15 protein-coding genes are annotated in these 15,652 nt (G+C 33.9%); 7 read left to right on the plus strand and 8 right to left on the minus strand.

Features of this window, described 5'->3' with window-relative positions; genetic code table 11:
- Positions 1 to 255: 255 nt before the first annotated feature.
- From L1276_RS23835 to L1276_RS23845, 3 genes are read right to left on the minus strand one after another with little or no spacing between them, the layout of a single operon-like run.
- Positions 256 to 1,497 (minus strand): MFS transporter, encoded by a 1,242-nt coding sequence (locus L1276_RS23835; RefSeq protein WP_253792221.1) that lies wholly within the window; start codon positions 1,495 to 1,497, stop codon positions 256 to 258.
- Between the two features lie 5 nt (positions 1,498 to 1,502).
- The gene (locus tag L1276_RS23840) at positions 1,503 to 1,715 is read right to left on the minus strand and encodes a hypothetical protein (RefSeq protein ID WP_253792224.1); all 213 of its coding nucleotides are present in this window, start codon (positions 1,713 to 1,715) and stop codon (positions 1,503 to 1,505) included.
- Positions 1,716 to 1,726: 11 nt separating this feature from the next.
- Positions 1,727 to 2,320, minus strand: a complete 594-nt coding sequence (locus tag L1276_RS23845) for a TetR/AcrR family transcriptional regulator (protein ID WP_253792227.1) — start codon at positions 2,318 to 2,320, stop codon at positions 1,727 to 1,729.
- Positions 2,321 to 2,533: 213 nt separating this feature from the next.
- Here L1276_RS23845 and L1276_RS23850 point away from each other — a divergent pair, with 213 nt between their 5' ends.
- From L1276_RS23850 to L1276_RS23870, 5 genes are all read left to right on the plus strand, one after another.
- Complete coding sequence (locus tag L1276_RS23850; RefSeq protein ID WP_253792229.1) at positions 2,534 to 2,935, plus strand: DoxX family protein; 402 nt, start codon at positions 2,534 to 2,536, stop codon at positions 2,933 to 2,935.
- Positions 2,936 to 3,177: 242 nt separating this feature from the next.
- Positions 3,178 to 3,513, plus strand: a complete 336-nt coding sequence (locus L1276_RS23855; protein ID WP_253792232.1) for a hypothetical protein — start codon at positions 3,178 to 3,180, stop codon at positions 3,511 to 3,513.
- 102 nt (positions 3,514 to 3,615) lie between these two features.
- The gene (locus tag L1276_RS23860) at positions 3,616 to 5,271 is read left to right on the plus strand and encodes a peptidase domain-containing ABC transporter (protein ID WP_253792234.1); all 1,656 of its coding nucleotides are present in this window, start codon (positions 3,616 to 3,618) and stop codon (positions 5,269 to 5,271) included.
- Positions 5,272 to 5,273: 2 nt separating this feature from the next.
- Positions 5,274 to 6,629 carry an HlyD family secretion protein gene (locus tag L1276_RS23865; RefSeq protein ID WP_253792238.1) on the plus strand — a complete coding sequence of 452 codons (1,356 nt, stop codon included), beginning with the start codon at positions 5,274 to 5,276 and terminating at the stop codon, positions 6,627 to 6,629.
- Positions 6,610 to 8,028 carry a TolC family protein gene (locus tag L1276_RS23870; RefSeq protein ID WP_253792241.1) on the plus strand — a complete coding sequence of 473 codons (1,419 nt, stop codon included), beginning with the start codon at positions 6,610 to 6,612 and terminating at the stop codon, positions 8,026 to 8,028. Before L1276_RS23865 ends, L1276_RS23870 begins: the two co-directional genes overlap by 20 nt.
- Before the next feature lie 86 nt (positions 8,029 to 8,114).
- Here the strand turns inward: L1276_RS23870 and L1276_RS23875 are convergent, their stop codons facing one another.
- Both L1276_RS23875 and L1276_RS23880 read right to left on the minus strand, forming a co-directional pair.
- Positions 8,115 to 8,969, minus strand: coding sequence for a fatty acid desaturase (locus L1276_RS23875; protein ID WP_253792244.1), 855 nt, complete (start codon positions 8,967 to 8,969; stop codon positions 8,115 to 8,117).
- A gap of 208 nt (positions 8,970 to 9,177) precedes the next feature.
- Positions 9,178 to 10,053, minus strand: a complete 876-nt coding sequence (locus L1276_RS23880; RefSeq protein ID WP_253792246.1) for an NAD(P)H-binding protein — start codon at positions 10,051 to 10,053, stop codon at positions 9,178 to 9,180.
- Between the two features lie 80 nt (positions 10,054 to 10,133).
- On the opposite strand from L1276_RS23880, the gene L1276_RS23885 reads away from it, so the two are divergent.
- Complete coding sequence (locus L1276_RS23885) at positions 10,134 to 10,499, plus strand: helix-turn-helix domain-containing protein (RefSeq protein WP_253792249.1); 366 nt, start codon at positions 10,134 to 10,136, stop codon at positions 10,497 to 10,499.
- Between the two features lie 49 nt (positions 10,500 to 10,548).
- Here the strand turns inward: L1276_RS23885 and L1276_RS23890 are convergent, their stop codons facing one another.
- The 3 genes from L1276_RS23890 to L1276_RS23900 form a co-directional block, all read right to left on the minus strand.
- On the minus strand, positions 10,549 to 12,831 hold the full coding sequence (locus L1276_RS23890; RefSeq protein WP_253792251.1) for a cation:proton antiporter: 2,283 nt from the start codon (positions 12,829 to 12,831) through the stop codon (positions 10,549 to 10,551).
- 221 nt (positions 12,832 to 13,052) lie between these two features.
- The gene (locus L1276_RS23895) at positions 13,053 to 13,442 is read right to left on the minus strand and encodes a RidA family protein (protein WP_253792254.1); all 390 of its coding nucleotides are present in this window, start codon (positions 13,440 to 13,442) and stop codon (positions 13,053 to 13,055) included.
- 95 nt (positions 13,443 to 13,537) lie between these two features.
- Complete coding sequence (locus tag L1276_RS23900; protein ID WP_253792257.1) at positions 13,538 to 14,101, minus strand: Crp/Fnr family transcriptional regulator; 564 nt, start codon at positions 14,099 to 14,101, stop codon at positions 13,538 to 13,540.
- A 152-nt stretch (positions 14,102 to 14,253) separates the two neighbouring features.
- Between L1276_RS23900 and L1276_RS23905 the strand changes: the two genes are divergently transcribed.
- Positions 14,254 to 15,309, plus strand: a complete 1,056-nt coding sequence (locus tag L1276_RS23905) for a helix-turn-helix domain-containing protein (protein WP_253792260.1) — start codon at positions 14,254 to 14,256, stop codon at positions 15,307 to 15,309.
- Positions 15,310 to 15,652: the final 343 nt, after the last annotated feature.

Consider the following 15,652-nt stretch of genomic DNA (forward strand, 5'->3'; position numbering starts at 1 on the left):
TAGGTGGTTTTCTTGTCCTAAAATAGGTTTACACTTTTGTATAAACCTATTTTAGGACAAGAAAAGTTTATTTAGATGAATAATTTCAAAAAATTCACAAGATTCCGGAACCCGAAAATGAATATGCTGCATCTGACCCTGATAAATATTTGAAAGATTATATGAGAATTACTCAGATTCAGAATTAGGTTTCAAAACAAAAAACTCCCAATTATTGATTGGGAGTTTTTTTATATAGATTGTATTCTATAAAAATTAGAATTTATTCGGTTTACTATCCACAATTTTACTCACTTTAAAAACTAAGTAAATCGTAAGTAACATAATGGCAGAAGCGACCATTGCTAAAATATCATAATGTTCCAGCGGTGCATAACTGTCTTTTTGATAGATAATTAATCCGGCAATTACGGCGCCAAAACCTCCAGCCATTTGCTGTAAAGAAGAGTTAATACTCATAAACGCACCACGATCCTGCGGATCCGGAATAGCAGAGGTTAAAGTTGTTGACGGAACCATTCGGCTCATGATCGTTGCCATCATAAATACATTTATAACCAAAACAATCCAGAAAGGCGTAGGGCCAAAATGCGAGTAAATGTTAATTAAAATCACAGCAGATACGGTTGCAAAAGCAAAGATTTTAAATTTATTTACCTTATCACTTAGTTTACCAATAAAAGGCATGGTAAATAAAGTAGCGATTCCTGTAATCATAAACAATAATGGTAATTGCTCATTTGTTACTTTAAGGTTGTTAATAGCAAAAGCACTACCAAAAGGCATCATCATAAAACCTCCAATAGAAAGCAGGGCAGTAGAAAGAAAACCAATCTGATAATTCTTTTTTGAAATAGTATGCACTAAATGCATTAAGGCCGTTTTTTCTTGTTTTAAGTTTAAGTGTTCAGTTACAGGCTGTAATTTTAAATACAAAATCAGAGTGATAATTGCTGCCATTGCTGCAATCCATAAAAAAGGAACATGCCAGCCCCAGGCGTTTGCAATGTATAGACCAATCGGGATTCCAAGAACCTGACTAACACCAAATCCCATTTGAATAAATCCCATTACTTTACCTCTTTGCTGTAAACTGAATAAATCAGCTACAATAGCAAGGGAAATAGAACCAATTACACCGCCAAATAATCCGGTAAAGATTCTTGCGGCAACTAAAAGGAAAAAGTTAGGTGCCAAAGCACAAAATAATGTTCCTATAGTAAAACCGATGTAAAAGAAAAGCAGCATTTTTTTTCGGTCAAATTTATCTGCAAAACCAGCTGTAAGCAATCCAGAGATTCCGGCGCTGAAGGCATATGCAGAAACGGCAACACCAAATTGAGAGGCCGTGATTTTTAAAGTTTTCATCATAATATCTCCAAGAGGCGACATTACCATGAAATCCAGTACAACTGTAAATTGGGTTATAGCTAATAAAAATATAACCAGTTTTTGATAACCATTAAAACTGGAAGCCAAAGTTTGTTTTTCGTTCATATATATTATTGTAGTTCTTTGCAGTCAAAATCGTGAAAATTTAATAAATCGATTATTTGGCCTGCGTTTAGTTTTTCGCTTATAATTCTAAGTACACAATCAATATCTTCCTGATCAATACTCCATTGCAAAATGGATTTATTTGCATTTAAGAATGTTGCGATTTTACTTTTGTTTTTTTCTGTTTTTATATTAGTTGCAAATATCAAGACATTCATAACATAATTATTTAAGGTTTTAGTGCTTTAATTACTAAGCTTAATGCTTCTTGTTGTATTTCGGCTGTTAATTTAAACGGAGTGGAGCCTCCAAGTCCTTTTCCTTTTTCATGAAAACGCAGCAAATTATATAAAGGTCCATAAGCAATACTCCAGAAAACTTCTTTTGATACGGGTACTATTTCTTTTCTTTCAATTGCTCCATGCAAAAACTGCGTCATAATCTCTTTTAATTCCATCAGGCTTTCGTTTACGATATATTCTCCATAATTAGAATTTTGAAGAATTTCCCAAAAAGCAATTTTATCTTTGTTTTTCAGCATAAACTCTGATCGATTTTCCCACTGTTTGGCTAGACCTTCTGCAAAAGGCATGTCTGGCGAGAAATCTTTAAGGGAACTTTTAAAAAAATAAGTACCCATTTCAGTTCCAATTTTTTTGATTAAATCTTCTTTGTCAGCATAATAAATATAAAGAGTCGCTACAGAAATCCCGCATTCCTTGGCGAGGCGGTTCATGGCAAAGCCCTCGATGCCATGCTTTACAATCATTTCTATAGTTTTTTGTTTAACTAATTCTTCTTTATTAACATCTCTCGTTCTCAATCTAAAAGGATTTTAATTGGATGCAAAGATATAATAATAAATGAATGCTTGCTTACTTATGATATTTTTTTTTGGTTAATGATGTTGATAAAGATATTTTGAGAACGTTTATTAAAATATATTTTTCATTATTTTTATACTTAGCAGTTAAATTACACACTGTTCGTTTGTAAGAAACACTGAATTGTTTTACTAAATTTATTAAAAAGAAAGATGAGAAAAAACAACGATTTTGGTTTGCTGATACTTCGTATTGCAATTGGATTTTTAATGCTTTTACATGGTATTTCTAAATTTGGAGGAGGCTTAGAATTTATAAGCGGTATGCTTGTAGAAAAAGGACTTCCGGGTTTCTTTGCCTATGGAGTTTTAATAGGCGAGATCCTGGCTCCAATCTTAATCATAATTGGTTTTAGAACCAGAATTGCTGCCCTAATTCTCGCGATTAATTGCGTAATAGCCGTTTTAATGGCACACAGCGCAGATATTTTTAAAATAAGCGATCATGGAGGCTGGGAATTAGAACTTCTAGGGTTATATTTCTTTGGATCACTTGCTTTGTTTTTTACTGGGGGAGGAAAAATTTCAGCTTCAAAAAACAATAACTGGGATTAAAAAATCTCTTTTTTAATTTAAAATATATAGCGGCCAATGTGCCGCTTTTTTTATGTTTTTATTAGTAAGAAGTCAGTAAAATCTGGGTTTGATAATAATTTGAATTCTAATGTTATTCTAATGTTGCGATAAAAATTTAGTTTTAACTTGCGCCCTTAATTTATTTTTTTACAATGCTTAACAGAATCAAAAATAGCCTTTTATGTAAATGCCTTCAGGCGTTACTAATCGGCTATTTTTTAATGAGCAGTATAAACTTATCAGGTACTTTTGGGCGAATTGTAAATAACAATTCTGAAGTACATTCAGTAAAAGGACTTACCTGCAATTTTTTAAAGAAAATTTTTAAGTGCGATGGAATCCCTGAAGAACTGGACGATTATGAAACAAAAGACACCAAAACGACTAAACTCGCAAAAGGAATTTTGTTATTAGAATATTTAGTTCCGTCGCATACTACAATGGCTGGTTGCAGCTTTCAATTAAAGGAACAAGGAAAAAACTATATAGATAATTCTGTTTTTTCATTTGGGTTTCATGGCAAAATTGATATACCGCCTCCTCGAGTTATCATATAAATACTTAATTTTGTTAGGATTAGGATAATTTTTGTAATCCTTAATACGGTATTTACCGTATATTAATATCTATCTATTAATCTTGTATTTATATATAAATTCATGACACCATTACAACGTTTTTACAACTTACTAAGGCTGGATAAGCGCGACGTATATCAAATTATATTTTATGCTGCTTTTGCCGGTTTGGTCAATCTTTCTCTGCCTTTAGGAATACAGGCGATTATTAATTTTATTCAAAGCGGACAACTTAGTGTTTCCTGGATCGTTTTAGTGATTCTGGTTACTATTGGAGTTGGTTTTGGCGGAATCCTAACTATTTTACAGCTTAGAATAGTTGAAAATTTGCAGCAGCGAATTTTTGTTCGTTCCTCTTTTGAATTCGCTTACAGAATGCCTTTAATTAAATTTAAAGAAATGTATTCTGAATATGCGCCTGAAAAAGCAAACCGTTTCTTTGATACTTTAATGGTTCAAAAAGGAACGGCAAAACTATTACTAGACTTCTGCACGGCTTTCCTACAGGTGGGACTGGGTATTATTTTATTGGTTTTATACCATTCTTTCTTCATGGTAATCGGCCTTTTGTTTATTGCTATTTTGTATATCATCTTTAAATTTTCGTACCGAGACGGACTTGAAACGAGTCTTAACGAATCGAAGTTTAAATATAAAGTAGCGGCCTGGCTTCAGGAAATAGCACGCAACCGCGAAAGTTTCCGCCGAAAAGGAGGTTTTGAATATGCATTAGAAAGAAACGACGGGTATGTTAGTCAATATGTAAATTACCGTGAAAAACACTTTCAGGTAATGAAAAAACAATACATTCAGCTTACTATTTTTAAAGTAATTGTTACAGCTGCCTTATTGTCGATTGGTGGTTTTCTGGTAATTCACCATCAAATGAACATTGGGCAGTTTGTGGCAGCTGAAATTGTAATCGTATTGCTGATCAATTCTGTCGAAAAAATAATCTTTGGTCTGGAATCTTTTTATGATGTTTTAACCTCTGTAGAAAAAATTGGACAGGTTACGGATATGAAAATTTCATGTATTCCCAATACATCTGCGGTTAGCGATACCGGTATTAATATTGAAACCGAAAGTGTAGCCTACAACTATCCGGAACATAATAAAAAGTCTCTTAAAAATATTAACCTGAAAATATCTCAGGGTGAAAAGATTATTTTAAGAGGAACAAATGGTGCCGGAAAAAGTACATTATTACGCTTACTTGCCGGTTTACTTGAGCCGGAAAGCGGTGCTATGTATGTAACAGACAATTATATGAACCGTCTTGACGAAGATACATACAGAGCGCAGGCGGGAACATTTTTACAAGGCGACACACTATTTGCGGGAACGATTAGAGAAAATATTCTTTTTGGAAACGAAACCCTTAATAATGACGATTTAAAATGGGCTTTAGACAATGTTGGTTTAACGCCGGATATTAAAACTTTCCCGAACGGACTGGAACATCAGATTCATCCGGGAGGACGTGAACTTTCGGCTTCAGATGTGCAAAAAATTCTTTTGGCAAGAAGTATTGTGAACAAACCTAATATATTATTCCTTGAAGATCCTGTTGATAAAATGGATGAATTGACTTCAGGTAAAATTGTTGATTTTTTACTTTCTGAAGAAAATGACTGGACGGTAATTGTTACTTCTAAAAATGATATTTGGAAGAATAAATGCGGCCGTATGGTAACAATTGACGATGGAAAAATTATTAACGACATAAAGCTATAATCATGCTCAATATATCAAAAGATAATAATATACTTATAACTCCAGGTAAATACAAATCTATTACAAGTGTTGCCAAGAGACCTCATTACCAAATTTTAAACAGGATAATCATTGTGTTTCTGATATTTTTGGTTGCCTGTCTTTTCCTGCCTTGGACACAGAATATTTCAGGAAGCGGTTCGGTTACGACGTTAAAACCAGATCAAAGACCACAAACGGTACATAATGCTATTGCGGGACGTATCGAAAAATGGTATGTTCAGGAAGGGGATTATGTTAAGAAAGGCGATACGATTGTTTTTATTTCGGAGGTAAAAGAAGATTACTTAGATCCCAATTTGGTTAACAATACCAAACAGCAGGTCGATGCAAAAAAAATGGCGGTAGAATCGTATGGAGACAAAGTAAACTCTCTTGATGTTCAGGCTCAGTCCCTTAATACAGAAAGAGAATTAAAATTACAGCAAGCTCAAAATAAAATTAAACAAGCCCAGCTTAAAATTAAAAGTGACAGTATGGATCTTGAAGCGGTAAAAACGCAGTTAAGAATTGCCAGAACACAATTCGACCGTTCTACGGCGCTTAATAAAGAAGGTTTAAAGCCGCTTACAGATGTTGAGCAGAAAAGATTAAAACTTCAGGAATCTGAAGCGTATATCATTACACAGCAAAATAAACTTTTAAGCAGTAAAAATGAATTAATAAATGCCAGAGTTGAAATTAATCGTATTACGGCTGAATATTCAGAGAAGATTTCGAAATCAAGAAGTGATAAATTTACTGCATTAAGTACACAATACGATACAGAAGCTCAGGTAAATAAACTTCAAAACCAATATGTAAATTATAGTTTAAGAAACGGTTTGTACTATATTACGGCACCGCAGAGCGGTTATGTAAACCGAGCTTTACTGGCTGGGCTTGGAGAGACTATTAAAGAGGGAACTCCAATTGTAAGTATTATGCCTTCAATTTATGATATCGCAGTAGAAACCTATGTTGATCCTATTGATCTTCCGTTAGTTCATCGTGGTGCAAAAGTGAGAGTCTGGTTTGACGGATGGCCTAGAATTGTTTTCTCCGGATGGCCGGGATTATCATATGGAACGTATGGAGGAAGGGTAGTAGCAATCGAAAATTTTATCAGTTCGAATGGAAAATACAGAGTACTGATTTCTCCTGATGGAGTAGATAATAAATGGCCGAAAGAACTAAGCATTGGAGCAGGGGCGCAAAGTATTGCTTTGCTGGAAACGGTTTCGGTTTGGTATGAAATATGGCGAAACCTAAACGGGTTTCCGCCAAACTATTATAATTCAGGTGAAAAAGAAGCAAAGGATGGTAAAGACAAAAAATAAATTGAAATACGCTGCAGTGCTGTTTTCTCTTTTATTTTTATTAGGTTTTTCTAATGTATACAGCCAGGATTTTAATAAAGAGGAATTAAGTTACAGCGAGTTTTTAGGATATGTAAAAAAATACCATCCATTGGTAAAACAGGCAAATCTTGAAATAAGCAACGCTCAGGCCATGCTTATGATGGCACGTGGTGGATTTGATCCTAAAATTGAAGTAGATTACAGCAAAAAAGAGTTTAAAGGAACAGAATATTATTCCTTATTAAACAGCAGTTTTAAAATTCCGACTTGGTATGGAATTGAAATTAAAGCGGGATTTGATGATACAGACGGGCAATATTACAATCCGCAGAATCGTACGCCTGAAGCCGGATTAACTTCTTTAGGAATCAGCGTTGCATTGGGACAGGGAATGTTTATCAATCAGCGTATGGCCGATGTAAGAGAAGGAAAACTACAGTTGAAGTTGAGTGATGCCCAAAGAAAACTGAAAGCAATTGAGGTTTTGTACAAAGCGAGTGAAGCGTATTTTGAGTGGAGAAAAAGCTATAATGAAGCAGAACTTTATAAAAGATATTTAGGTTTTGCGAGCACTCGTTTTCAGGGTGTAAAAAAATTGATTGAACTGGGTGATTCTCCTGCAATAGACAGCGTTGAAGCCGGAATAACAGTGAGAAACCGTGAATTAAACGTAGAGAACGGAAACTTGAAACTGGCAAAAGCTAAACTATATCTTTCTAATTATTTGTGGATTGAAAATGTGCCGGTTGAATTGGATGAACTGGTTAAACCAGAAGAAAATTTAATTCTTACCGTTGAAGGAACGCTTAAAACTGATGCTATGATGGTTGATGTTGAAAGTCTGGAATCTCACCCAAAAATTCAGGCTTTGGAAACCAAAATGGATATGCTTGAAATTGGCAGAAAACTGAAAGCAAATTCATTACTGCCAAAATTAAATGTGGGTTATAATTATATTTCAGAACCTGCTTATTTTGATTCTTTTAATGCCGATGATTATAAGTTTAATGTAGATTTCAGTATTCCGATTTTCCTGAGAAAGGAAAGGGGAAGCCTTAAAATAGCCAAACTTAAAATTCAGGATTTAAAGTTTGATATTGAGCAGCAGCGACTTGAATTGAAAAACAAAATTAAAGCGCAGCAAACAGAAATTGCTTCTTTAAGAAGACAGAAAAATGTAATTGATAATCTGGTAAAAGATTATACAACTATGCTTACTTCCGAAGAGAAATTGTTCTCTTTTGGCGAAAGCTCCATATTCCTGATTAATTCAAGAGAAAATAATCTGGTTAGCGCTAAGTTATCTCAAATAGGAATCGAGAATCAGTTTTATATTTCAAATGCCGAATTGTATAAGATTCTGGCAAATCCGGATTAAGATAATGGTCTTAATTTCTATACATAAAAAAGCCAGCAAATTATTATTTTGCTGGCTTTTTATATAAGATAATGTTTAGCTGCGGCCTATTTTACATTATAAAAAGTGAATTTTTTATCTAATAAAATCCCTTTTATACTTTTTACAGGATTTGAGTTTTTCTCTCTTTTTGTTAATCCAATAGCCAAAGTTAACCATGATAAATTTGGATATTCATGGTGAACATCGTGATTGCCAATACCAAATCCCATTGGAAACCAATAAGTATTTGTTTTGTGCTCTAAAGAAGTTCCCATATGTTCACACCAGCTTCTTACTGCCGAAATGATATTTAAAAATATAAGTGTAAATAAAACAAAATAAACAGGAGGTTGAAGTAACCAGAACCAAATTATACTTATGCAGATGGTAATTAAAAAATACATTCGATTAATTTTTAATGCACTGTTTACTTTTTTTGTGCTTTCCTTATTATTAAAATCAAAAATTAGGTAAAAAGTATACAAAAGAGGAATCGATTCTAATAAAATATATAGAAAGCGATTTTTTTGATATATATATTTAGATTTTGAAGAAGAGAGCGGATCAAAATCGGTATTTGTATATCCGTGATGAATTAAATGATACTTTCTGTAATGTTCCCCATAAAAAGGAAGAAAAACTAAGGCAGAACATAAGTTTAAAATAAAACGGTCCAATTTAGTTTTTGTAATTGCTTTATGAGAACCATCGTGAACCGTGATTATTAAAAAAGAATGAACGAAAAAACCTGCCGGAATAAATGCCCAATAATATCCTTTTTCGTATAAATTCATGCAATAAGCAATTGATAGAGATAGCAGTGAAGCAAGAATTAAAGTAGCTAGAGGAATCAATAAAAAATTTTTTCTAAGTTTTTTTTCAATAGAGATTTCTGTAAGGGCTTGTATTTTATATTTCATGTTTGCGTATAGAATAATTTATGCAAACTTAGAGAGAAGCATTTTAAAAATAGCTGATAAAAGTTATAAAAATGATAAAATAAGTTTTTTTTTAGTTAATAAAAAACTATTAAAAAGCAGAAGGGTTTATTTGTAAACTATTTTTATAAATGAGTAAAACAAAAAAAGCAGCAAGTATGTTTGCTGCTTTTTTTGTTACGAATTGTATTTAGAATTTTAAAGCAAATTCTTTTGCAAAGTCTTCCAGTTTTGTTTTTCCATCGACAGACAGATTGCTTTTTAAGAAATCTTCGGCAATTTTTCCATTGCGTAAACCTGTCCCCATTTCAGTATATAGTTTGGCAATTTCTTCTGGTATTCCTGCTTGTGTCATTCCTTGCAGCGATTGTTCATCAGTAAATTCAACCCAGGGTAAATCTAATTTATCAATGGCAGTTCCTAACACTTTAGCAATATCACCCGGCGTGCGAACATCACTTATAATGTAGCGGATGTTTTTTCCTGATGGAGTTTCTGCTAATTCTTCGGCAGCCGCCTGAGCAATATCTACTGGATGAACTAAAGGTATTTTTGCATCTGAAGGAAAATTCCCGCCCATAATTCCCACGCCTTTAATCATCAGAACATCATTATAAAAGTTGTTAAAGAAGTAACCAGCTCTTAAAAACGTGACAGAAGTATTCAATTCGTTGTACAATTTTTCAATATGGTAAAGTCCGGCAATTGGTCCGTTTCCGGTTGGAAGATCAGCTCCAATGCTGCTTAACATCACAACACGTTTAATGCTTGCCGCTGCTATGGCTTTCGCGAAAGCGCGGCCTGCTTCGGTAGTATTTGCTATTACGTTTTGGCCTCCTAAATTTGGCGGTGTCATTGCAAAAAGCGCATCGGCACCATTGAATGTTTCTGTTAAAAAAGTGCTGTCGCTTACAGAACCAATCGCTGCTTTTGCGCCTAAATTTTCGATTGCGGCTTTTTTGTTCAAGTCACTGCTGATTACCGTTACGTCGTGTCCAGCGTTTATAAGTTTTTCTGCTAAAGGTTTTCCGATGTTCCCTAAAGAACCTGATACTATAATTTTCATATATATAATTTTTTTTATTACAGTTACAAAGGTATCTTTGTACTTACTTTTATACAAGTACTTACCCTAAAGTATGTATTATGACAGCAATTAAAGAAACATCGACTATTCAGGAAAATAAGCAGTATGCTTTAGAAAAATGTCCTGTAACATTTGTAATGGAGAAAATTGGAGGTTACTGGAAACCCATAATTGTTTATCACTTGTCTACTGGTGATATGCGTTACAGCGAATTAAAAAGAGCTATTCCGGCTGTGACCGAAAAAATGCTCATCCAGCATCTAAAACAATTAGAAGCCGACGGTTTAGTAATTAGAGAGGCCAAACCTGTTGTACCGCCTTTTGTAACCTATAGACTCAGCACAGCCGGAGAAGGTTTACTGCCGGTTATTGATGCAATGGCTTCGTGGGCTTTTAAGGTGAAAGACGGTGTTTTTAATATATAATCTGAAATAAAAATGCCTCTTTGTGTGAAAGAGGCATTTTTAGTGGAATTTATTTTTTTTCTTCTGAAATTATTAAAGTGGAAGGAATGTCAGACAGCCATGAAGTTTTGGTGTCTACCAGACGTTTCCAGCCTTCAATAGTAATCAGCATCAGGTTTTGTTCATTTAGGAAATCCTTTTCTACAGGTCTTTCATTTTTTAATGAGAGTTGATTTGGAGCCGCCATTTCCATCAATCTGATTTTTTCTTTAGTGTCTAAATCGGAGATGATTTTTCCTTCGGTATCCAAAACAACAATTTTGCTGGATGAATTATGAATGAATTTTTGGACATAAGGCTGAATCAATTCCCAGTCTTTTGATTCAAATAAAGGAATAAATATCGTCGAAAGATCTTTTAAATCTTTGTCAATCAGGATTCCTACCGGAATTTGAGATTTTGCAATAATCTGCTTTGTTCCGTCATCAAAAAGAGCCGATTCTAATATGTTTTCTTTTCCGGTAACGGTATTAATAAGTTTCTCCGGATTAATGATACGAGTAGTAAAACCAAGCACTTTTCCTAATAAACTTCCTTCATAAATAGAGCGTCCAATTCCAACTAACAGTAAGTCGTGTCTGCTTTTATTGGCAACAGTTACAATTTCGTTATCAATATCTGAAGAAGCCTTAAACATAGTTGTAATGTTTCTGTTTAGTTCTATAGATTCCCCTATAACTTCCTTGAAACTTTCTGTTTCATATGTTTCGGTATTGTAATGATGTATTTCTTCTGTCGGGAGGAAATGCATGGCTGTAATTTCGGAGCTTTCGGTTCTTTTACTGGTCAAACCATCGGCAACTTTAAGCAAAGCTTTTCCAGAATCAGGTTTATCAAATGATAATAAAATGCGGTATTTGTTTTTTAATACAATATCATTTTCTGACTCTTCTTTTTGCCCTTTAAATAACCAATTGATTAAATCTAAAGCTGGTCCGGTCATAAAGGTTGTAGCAAGCGCCATAATTACCATCATTGAAAATAGTTCCGGAGTTAAAACTCCTAAATCGTAACCAATGTTTAAGGCAACTAATTCAGTTAAGCCGCGCGTGTTCATCAGCGCTCCAATAGATAAACTGTCTTTCCAGTTCTGTCCGACAAATTTGGCAGCCAAAGTACTGCTGACGAATTTTCCAATTACAGCAACAAGAAAAATTACTCCGGCTATTTTCCATAAATAAGGTTCATTTAATAACCCAATTTGTGTTCTTAAACCTGTAAATACAAAGAAAAGCGGTAACAAAAGAACCAATGCAACGTCTTCTACTTTTTCAATAAACAGGTTTCTGAAACGTACATTTTCCGGCATTATGGCACCTGCGATGAAAGCGCCAAATAAAGCGTGGATACCAATAACTTCTGTTAAATAAGAAGAGATAACAAGGGTTAAGAAAAAGATTGCTACGATTGGTTTGCTTAACTTTTCGTTTGAGCTGTATAAATCTCCAATTCTTTTTAAGAACGGACGAACCACTTTTACCATTAGTATCACATAACCAATAGCCAGAAGGACTGTGTATATTGCGCTTCCAAAAGATCCGGCTTTTACAATGGCAATTACAACTGCCAATATACACCATGCTGTAATATCATCTGCTGCGGCGCAGGTAATTACAATAGTTCCTAATCTTGTTTTATGAATACCGCGTTCCTGCACAATTCTTGCCAAAACAGGAAATGCGGTAATACTCATGGCAATTCCGGCAAATAACCCAAATGAAGTAAACTGAACATTGGCAGGAGCAAATTCGTCATAAATAAAATAGGCAAGTCCCATACCTAAAACAAAAGGAATAATGATACTTGCATGACTTATAACTACGGCATCGTGGGCTTTGTTTCGAAGAATTTTCATGTCGATCTCCATACCTACAATGTACATAAAGAGGATTAAACCAATCTGGCTTAAAAACTGAAGGTTTCCAAGTGATTCAGCTGGGAATAACATGGCAGAAAATTCCGGAAAATACATTCCTATAAGTGAAGGACCCATAACAATTCCGGCAATCATTTCGCCAATAACGGCAGGCTGTTTCATTTTTATACAGATCCAGCCAAAAATTCTGGCAACGAAAATGATGGTTACGATTTGTGCTAATAAAAGGGCTAAAGGGTGATGCAGGTTTTTAATCAGCGAGTCAAGAAATTCGGCTAATTGGTTTTTATCTGAGGTTTGAATAGTAAGGTTTCTACCGGTTTCGAGTTTTACCCCCATTTGGATTATCCAATACATTAGAAGCGAAAATCCTCCAATAATGCCAACATAAAAAATACTGTTTCTAAATTTTTTCATTTTGCTTTAATTTAAAATTCCCGAAAATCTATTCTGCTTTTTATGGGAGAAAAGAATAGATTTTTGAGAGATTACTCTATAAAATCAGCGCAATTTTAAAACAAAATGAGTTTATCCGAAACAGGCAGTGCCCAATTTTGTAATAACTCAGAAAAACTTTGTAATGAAACAGAATTATGAAGGCAATTGGAGGATTTTTTGACTCTGAAAAAGCAAAAAGTTTATCTAACTACAGTCGCTTCAAGTTCAACTTTTAAGGTTTCGAAGAGGCTTTTTACTTCCATTAAAGTGGTAGCTTGTTTGATATTGTGTTTGGCAGCCCAATCCTGAATGATAGAAAAATGAGGCCAAAGTTCATGGGTTGCTGTTGTGTAGATATTCAATCTCACAATACCGCTGCATTCATAACCCGCCTCTGTGATTACTTGTTCGAGGTTTTTTATGGCAAGCTTTATTTGAGATTCCATGTTTTCATTACTCGAAATTCCGTCGGGGCTTATAGCGGTTTGGCCTGAAACGTATAAGGTTCCCTGCGGATTTTTTACTTCTACGGCTTGTACATAACTGCGTTCATTTTGCCATTCCCACGGGTTTATGATTCTTTTTTCCATTTCTTTTTTATTTAAAATTTATACCACAAAATTGTAAATAAGAAACGGAATTGGGTCTTGACATTAGTCACGAATAAAAAGTGAGGTTTGTCACATTATGACGATAATCGGCTTAAGGTTTCTCGCGAAACGCCTAAATAAGAAGCGATAAGACTTTTGGGTATTCGCTGCGTTAATGACGGGTATTGTTTAAGAAACTGTTCGTAACGTTCTTTTGAGCTTGAAGTCATCCAGGAAATAATACGACGTTGTGAACTTAGGAATCCAAAATTGGCTTTTTCCAGGAAGAAACGTTCCATTTTTTGAAGGCCGCTACAAAGGTTTTTATAGCCTTCAAATGTAAAACAAAGTACTTCGGTATCTTCCAGACATTCTAAAGACATTGTAGCTTCTGTTTGAGTAAAGAAGGCGTAATAATCGCTTTCCCACCAGTCTTCCATAGCAAAAGATACGATATGTTCTTTGCCAGAATCATCGGTGTAAACCAACTTTAAAAGTCCTGAAACTACAAAATAAGAGCAAGGAGCAGGATCGCCTTTTTGAATTATAAACTGATGTTTTTTGAATTTTTTAGTAGAAAAATGCCCGTTTATAAATGAGAATTCATCATTTGTTAACGGAATGATTTTTTCGATATGTTCCCGGAGTTTTGTCTGCATAGTAGTTTTCAAAGTTATTTAAAATTTCTTAACTTCTAATCGCATCTTTTTTAAAGATTATATGCTGGTTATTTTTATTTTTGCATACTAAAATACCTCATGACCATAAGGTCTGCCAAAATAAAATATCCGCCTAGAACTGCTTTAATCTTATGACTTTAGATAATTGGCCTAAACATATTCAAAAATATCTTTTTTTGCTAAAAGATGGTTTTTTTCAATTTCCTTATTTATTTAACTCTCCGCAGATAATGCTGGACAGTATGTTAAAGCTTCCTATTACGAGGCATTTTCCAGAAAAAAGACTTATTACTTTTAATACTTCTTTGTGCAAAGCAAAAATGTATTACAGAGAAATGGACGAAGGATTCTGGCTTTTAACTTTTTATTTAAACATGAAAGAAAACATCATGGCTTTGTCTGGCTATGATGAAAAACAATCCAGTGAATATTATCTTTTGACTTTTTCGATTTTCGAATATAAATTTCCTTTAAAGGATGGAAGTGCATTAAGTCTTTTAAGTACCTGCTGGACAATTAGTAAACCGAATACGGAGATTTCAAGTTATTTTTATAAGCAGGCAGATGGAAAATTCTTTAGTATAGCTATTCGAAAAGACTGGGCAAAAAAGAATTTGACTTCTAAAAAGTTCAAAGAAAGGAAAACTATTTTAAAATTTCTGAATGGCAAAAGAGGTTCATATACCTGGCTCGATATTTCGCAGAAGGCACATGAAGTGGGGGACGATTTATCTGATTTATTAGAAAAAGAAACTAACTCTGAAGCTGATAATATTGCGATTAAAAAGAAATCAATGAAATTAATGACAGAGTTTTTTAATAATTGTTTTATTGACAGCCGAATTGAAGATAATATTTCTTTGAGTAATCTGGACTATCTGAACGTTTCGAGAGCAGAAAAAATTATCCTTCAAAATCTGCATCTTCCTTTTATCGGAATAGAGTATATAGCCAAAGAAGTAAATACATCGCCGACAAAATTAAAAACAAATTTTAAAGCTGTTTTTGGTTTTTCGATGCTGCAATATCATAAAGAAAAAAACATGATGCTGGCACGGCAATTAGTTAAGAAATCAGATTTTGATATTCAGGAAATTGCAGTAATTGCAGGTTACGATTCCCCCGGCAGATTTGCATCGAGTTTCAAAAAAAGATTTGGACAGCTTCCTTCAGAGGCTCGTTTTTAGGGAATTAAAAAACCGAAATGGCAAAAAAAAATATTTTTGCTTACTTGAATACTCTGAGCTTTTCTAATTTGTAAAAATCATAATTATTTAAATAATAGTGTTTTAGAAACACTTATTGCGGTTTTTACGTAGAGTTTTTCTCGCAGGTTATACTGGTTCTTATTGAGACTAAAATATGTCCGAATTGACTATTCACAGCTTTATTTTTGCTCTACATTTGGCCGCGAAAGAAATGGTTGACACTTTTTAGAAATTATATATTTCAGCTGTCAGCCCTTTATCCTTGCTGTTTTTACAGCTTTTTATTAAGATTTTATTACAAACAATAATGCGCCGGATTTCA

This window comes from Flavobacterium sp. HSC-32F16, assembly GCF_024171645.1.
Lineage (GTDB): Bacteria > Bacteroidota > Bacteroidia > Flavobacteriales > Flavobacteriaceae > Flavobacterium.

Coding starts and splice junctions, on each gene's coding strand:
- L1276_RS23835 (WP_253792221.1), bottom strand. CDS start 1,497: ATGAACGAAAAACAAACTTTGGCTTCCAGTTTTAATGGTTATCAAAAA.
- L1276_RS23840 (WP_253792224.1), bottom strand. CDS start 1,715: ATGAATGTCTTGATATTTGCAACTAATATAAAAACAGAAAAAAACAAA.
- L1276_RS23850 (WP_253792229.1), top strand. CDS start 2,534: ATGAGAAAAAACAACGATTTTGGTTTGCTGATACTTCGTATTGCAATT.
- L1276_RS23855 (WP_253792232.1), top strand. CDS start 3,178: ATGAGCAGTATAAACTTATCAGGTACTTTTGGGCGAATTGTAAATAAC.
- L1276_RS23860 (WP_253792234.1), top strand. CDS start 3,616: ATGACACCATTACAACGTTTTTACAACTTACTAAGGCTGGATAAGCGC.
- L1276_RS23865 (WP_253792238.1), top strand. CDS start 5,274: ATGCTCAATATATCAAAAGATAATAATATACTTATAACTCCAGGTAAA.
- L1276_RS23870 (WP_253792241.1), top strand. CDS start 6,610: ATGGTAAAGACAAAAAATAAATTGAAATACGCTGCAGTGCTGTTTTCT.
- L1276_RS23875 (WP_253792244.1), bottom strand. CDS start 8,969: ATGAAATATAAAATACAAGCCCTTACAGAAATCTCTATTGAAAAAAAA.
- L1276_RS23880 (WP_253792246.1), bottom strand. CDS start 10,053: ATGAAAATTATAGTATCAGGTTCTTTAGGGAACATCGGAAAACCTTTA.
- L1276_RS23885 (WP_253792249.1), top strand. CDS start 10,134: ATGACAGCAATTAAAGAAACATCGACTATTCAGGAAAATAAGCAGTAT.
- L1276_RS23890 (WP_253792251.1), bottom strand. CDS start 12,831: ATGAAAAAATTTAGAAACAGTATTTTTTATGTTGGCATTATTGGAGGA.
- L1276_RS23895 (WP_253792254.1), bottom strand. CDS start 13,442: ATGGAAAAAAGAATCATAAACCCGTGGGAATGGCAAAATGAACGCAGT.
- L1276_RS23900 (WP_253792257.1), bottom strand. CDS start 14,101: ATGCAGACAAAACTCCGGGAACATATCGAAAAAATCATTCCGTTAACA.
- L1276_RS23905 (WP_253792260.1), top strand. CDS start 14,254: ATGACTTTAGATAATTGGCCTAAACATATTCAAAAATATCTTTTTTTG.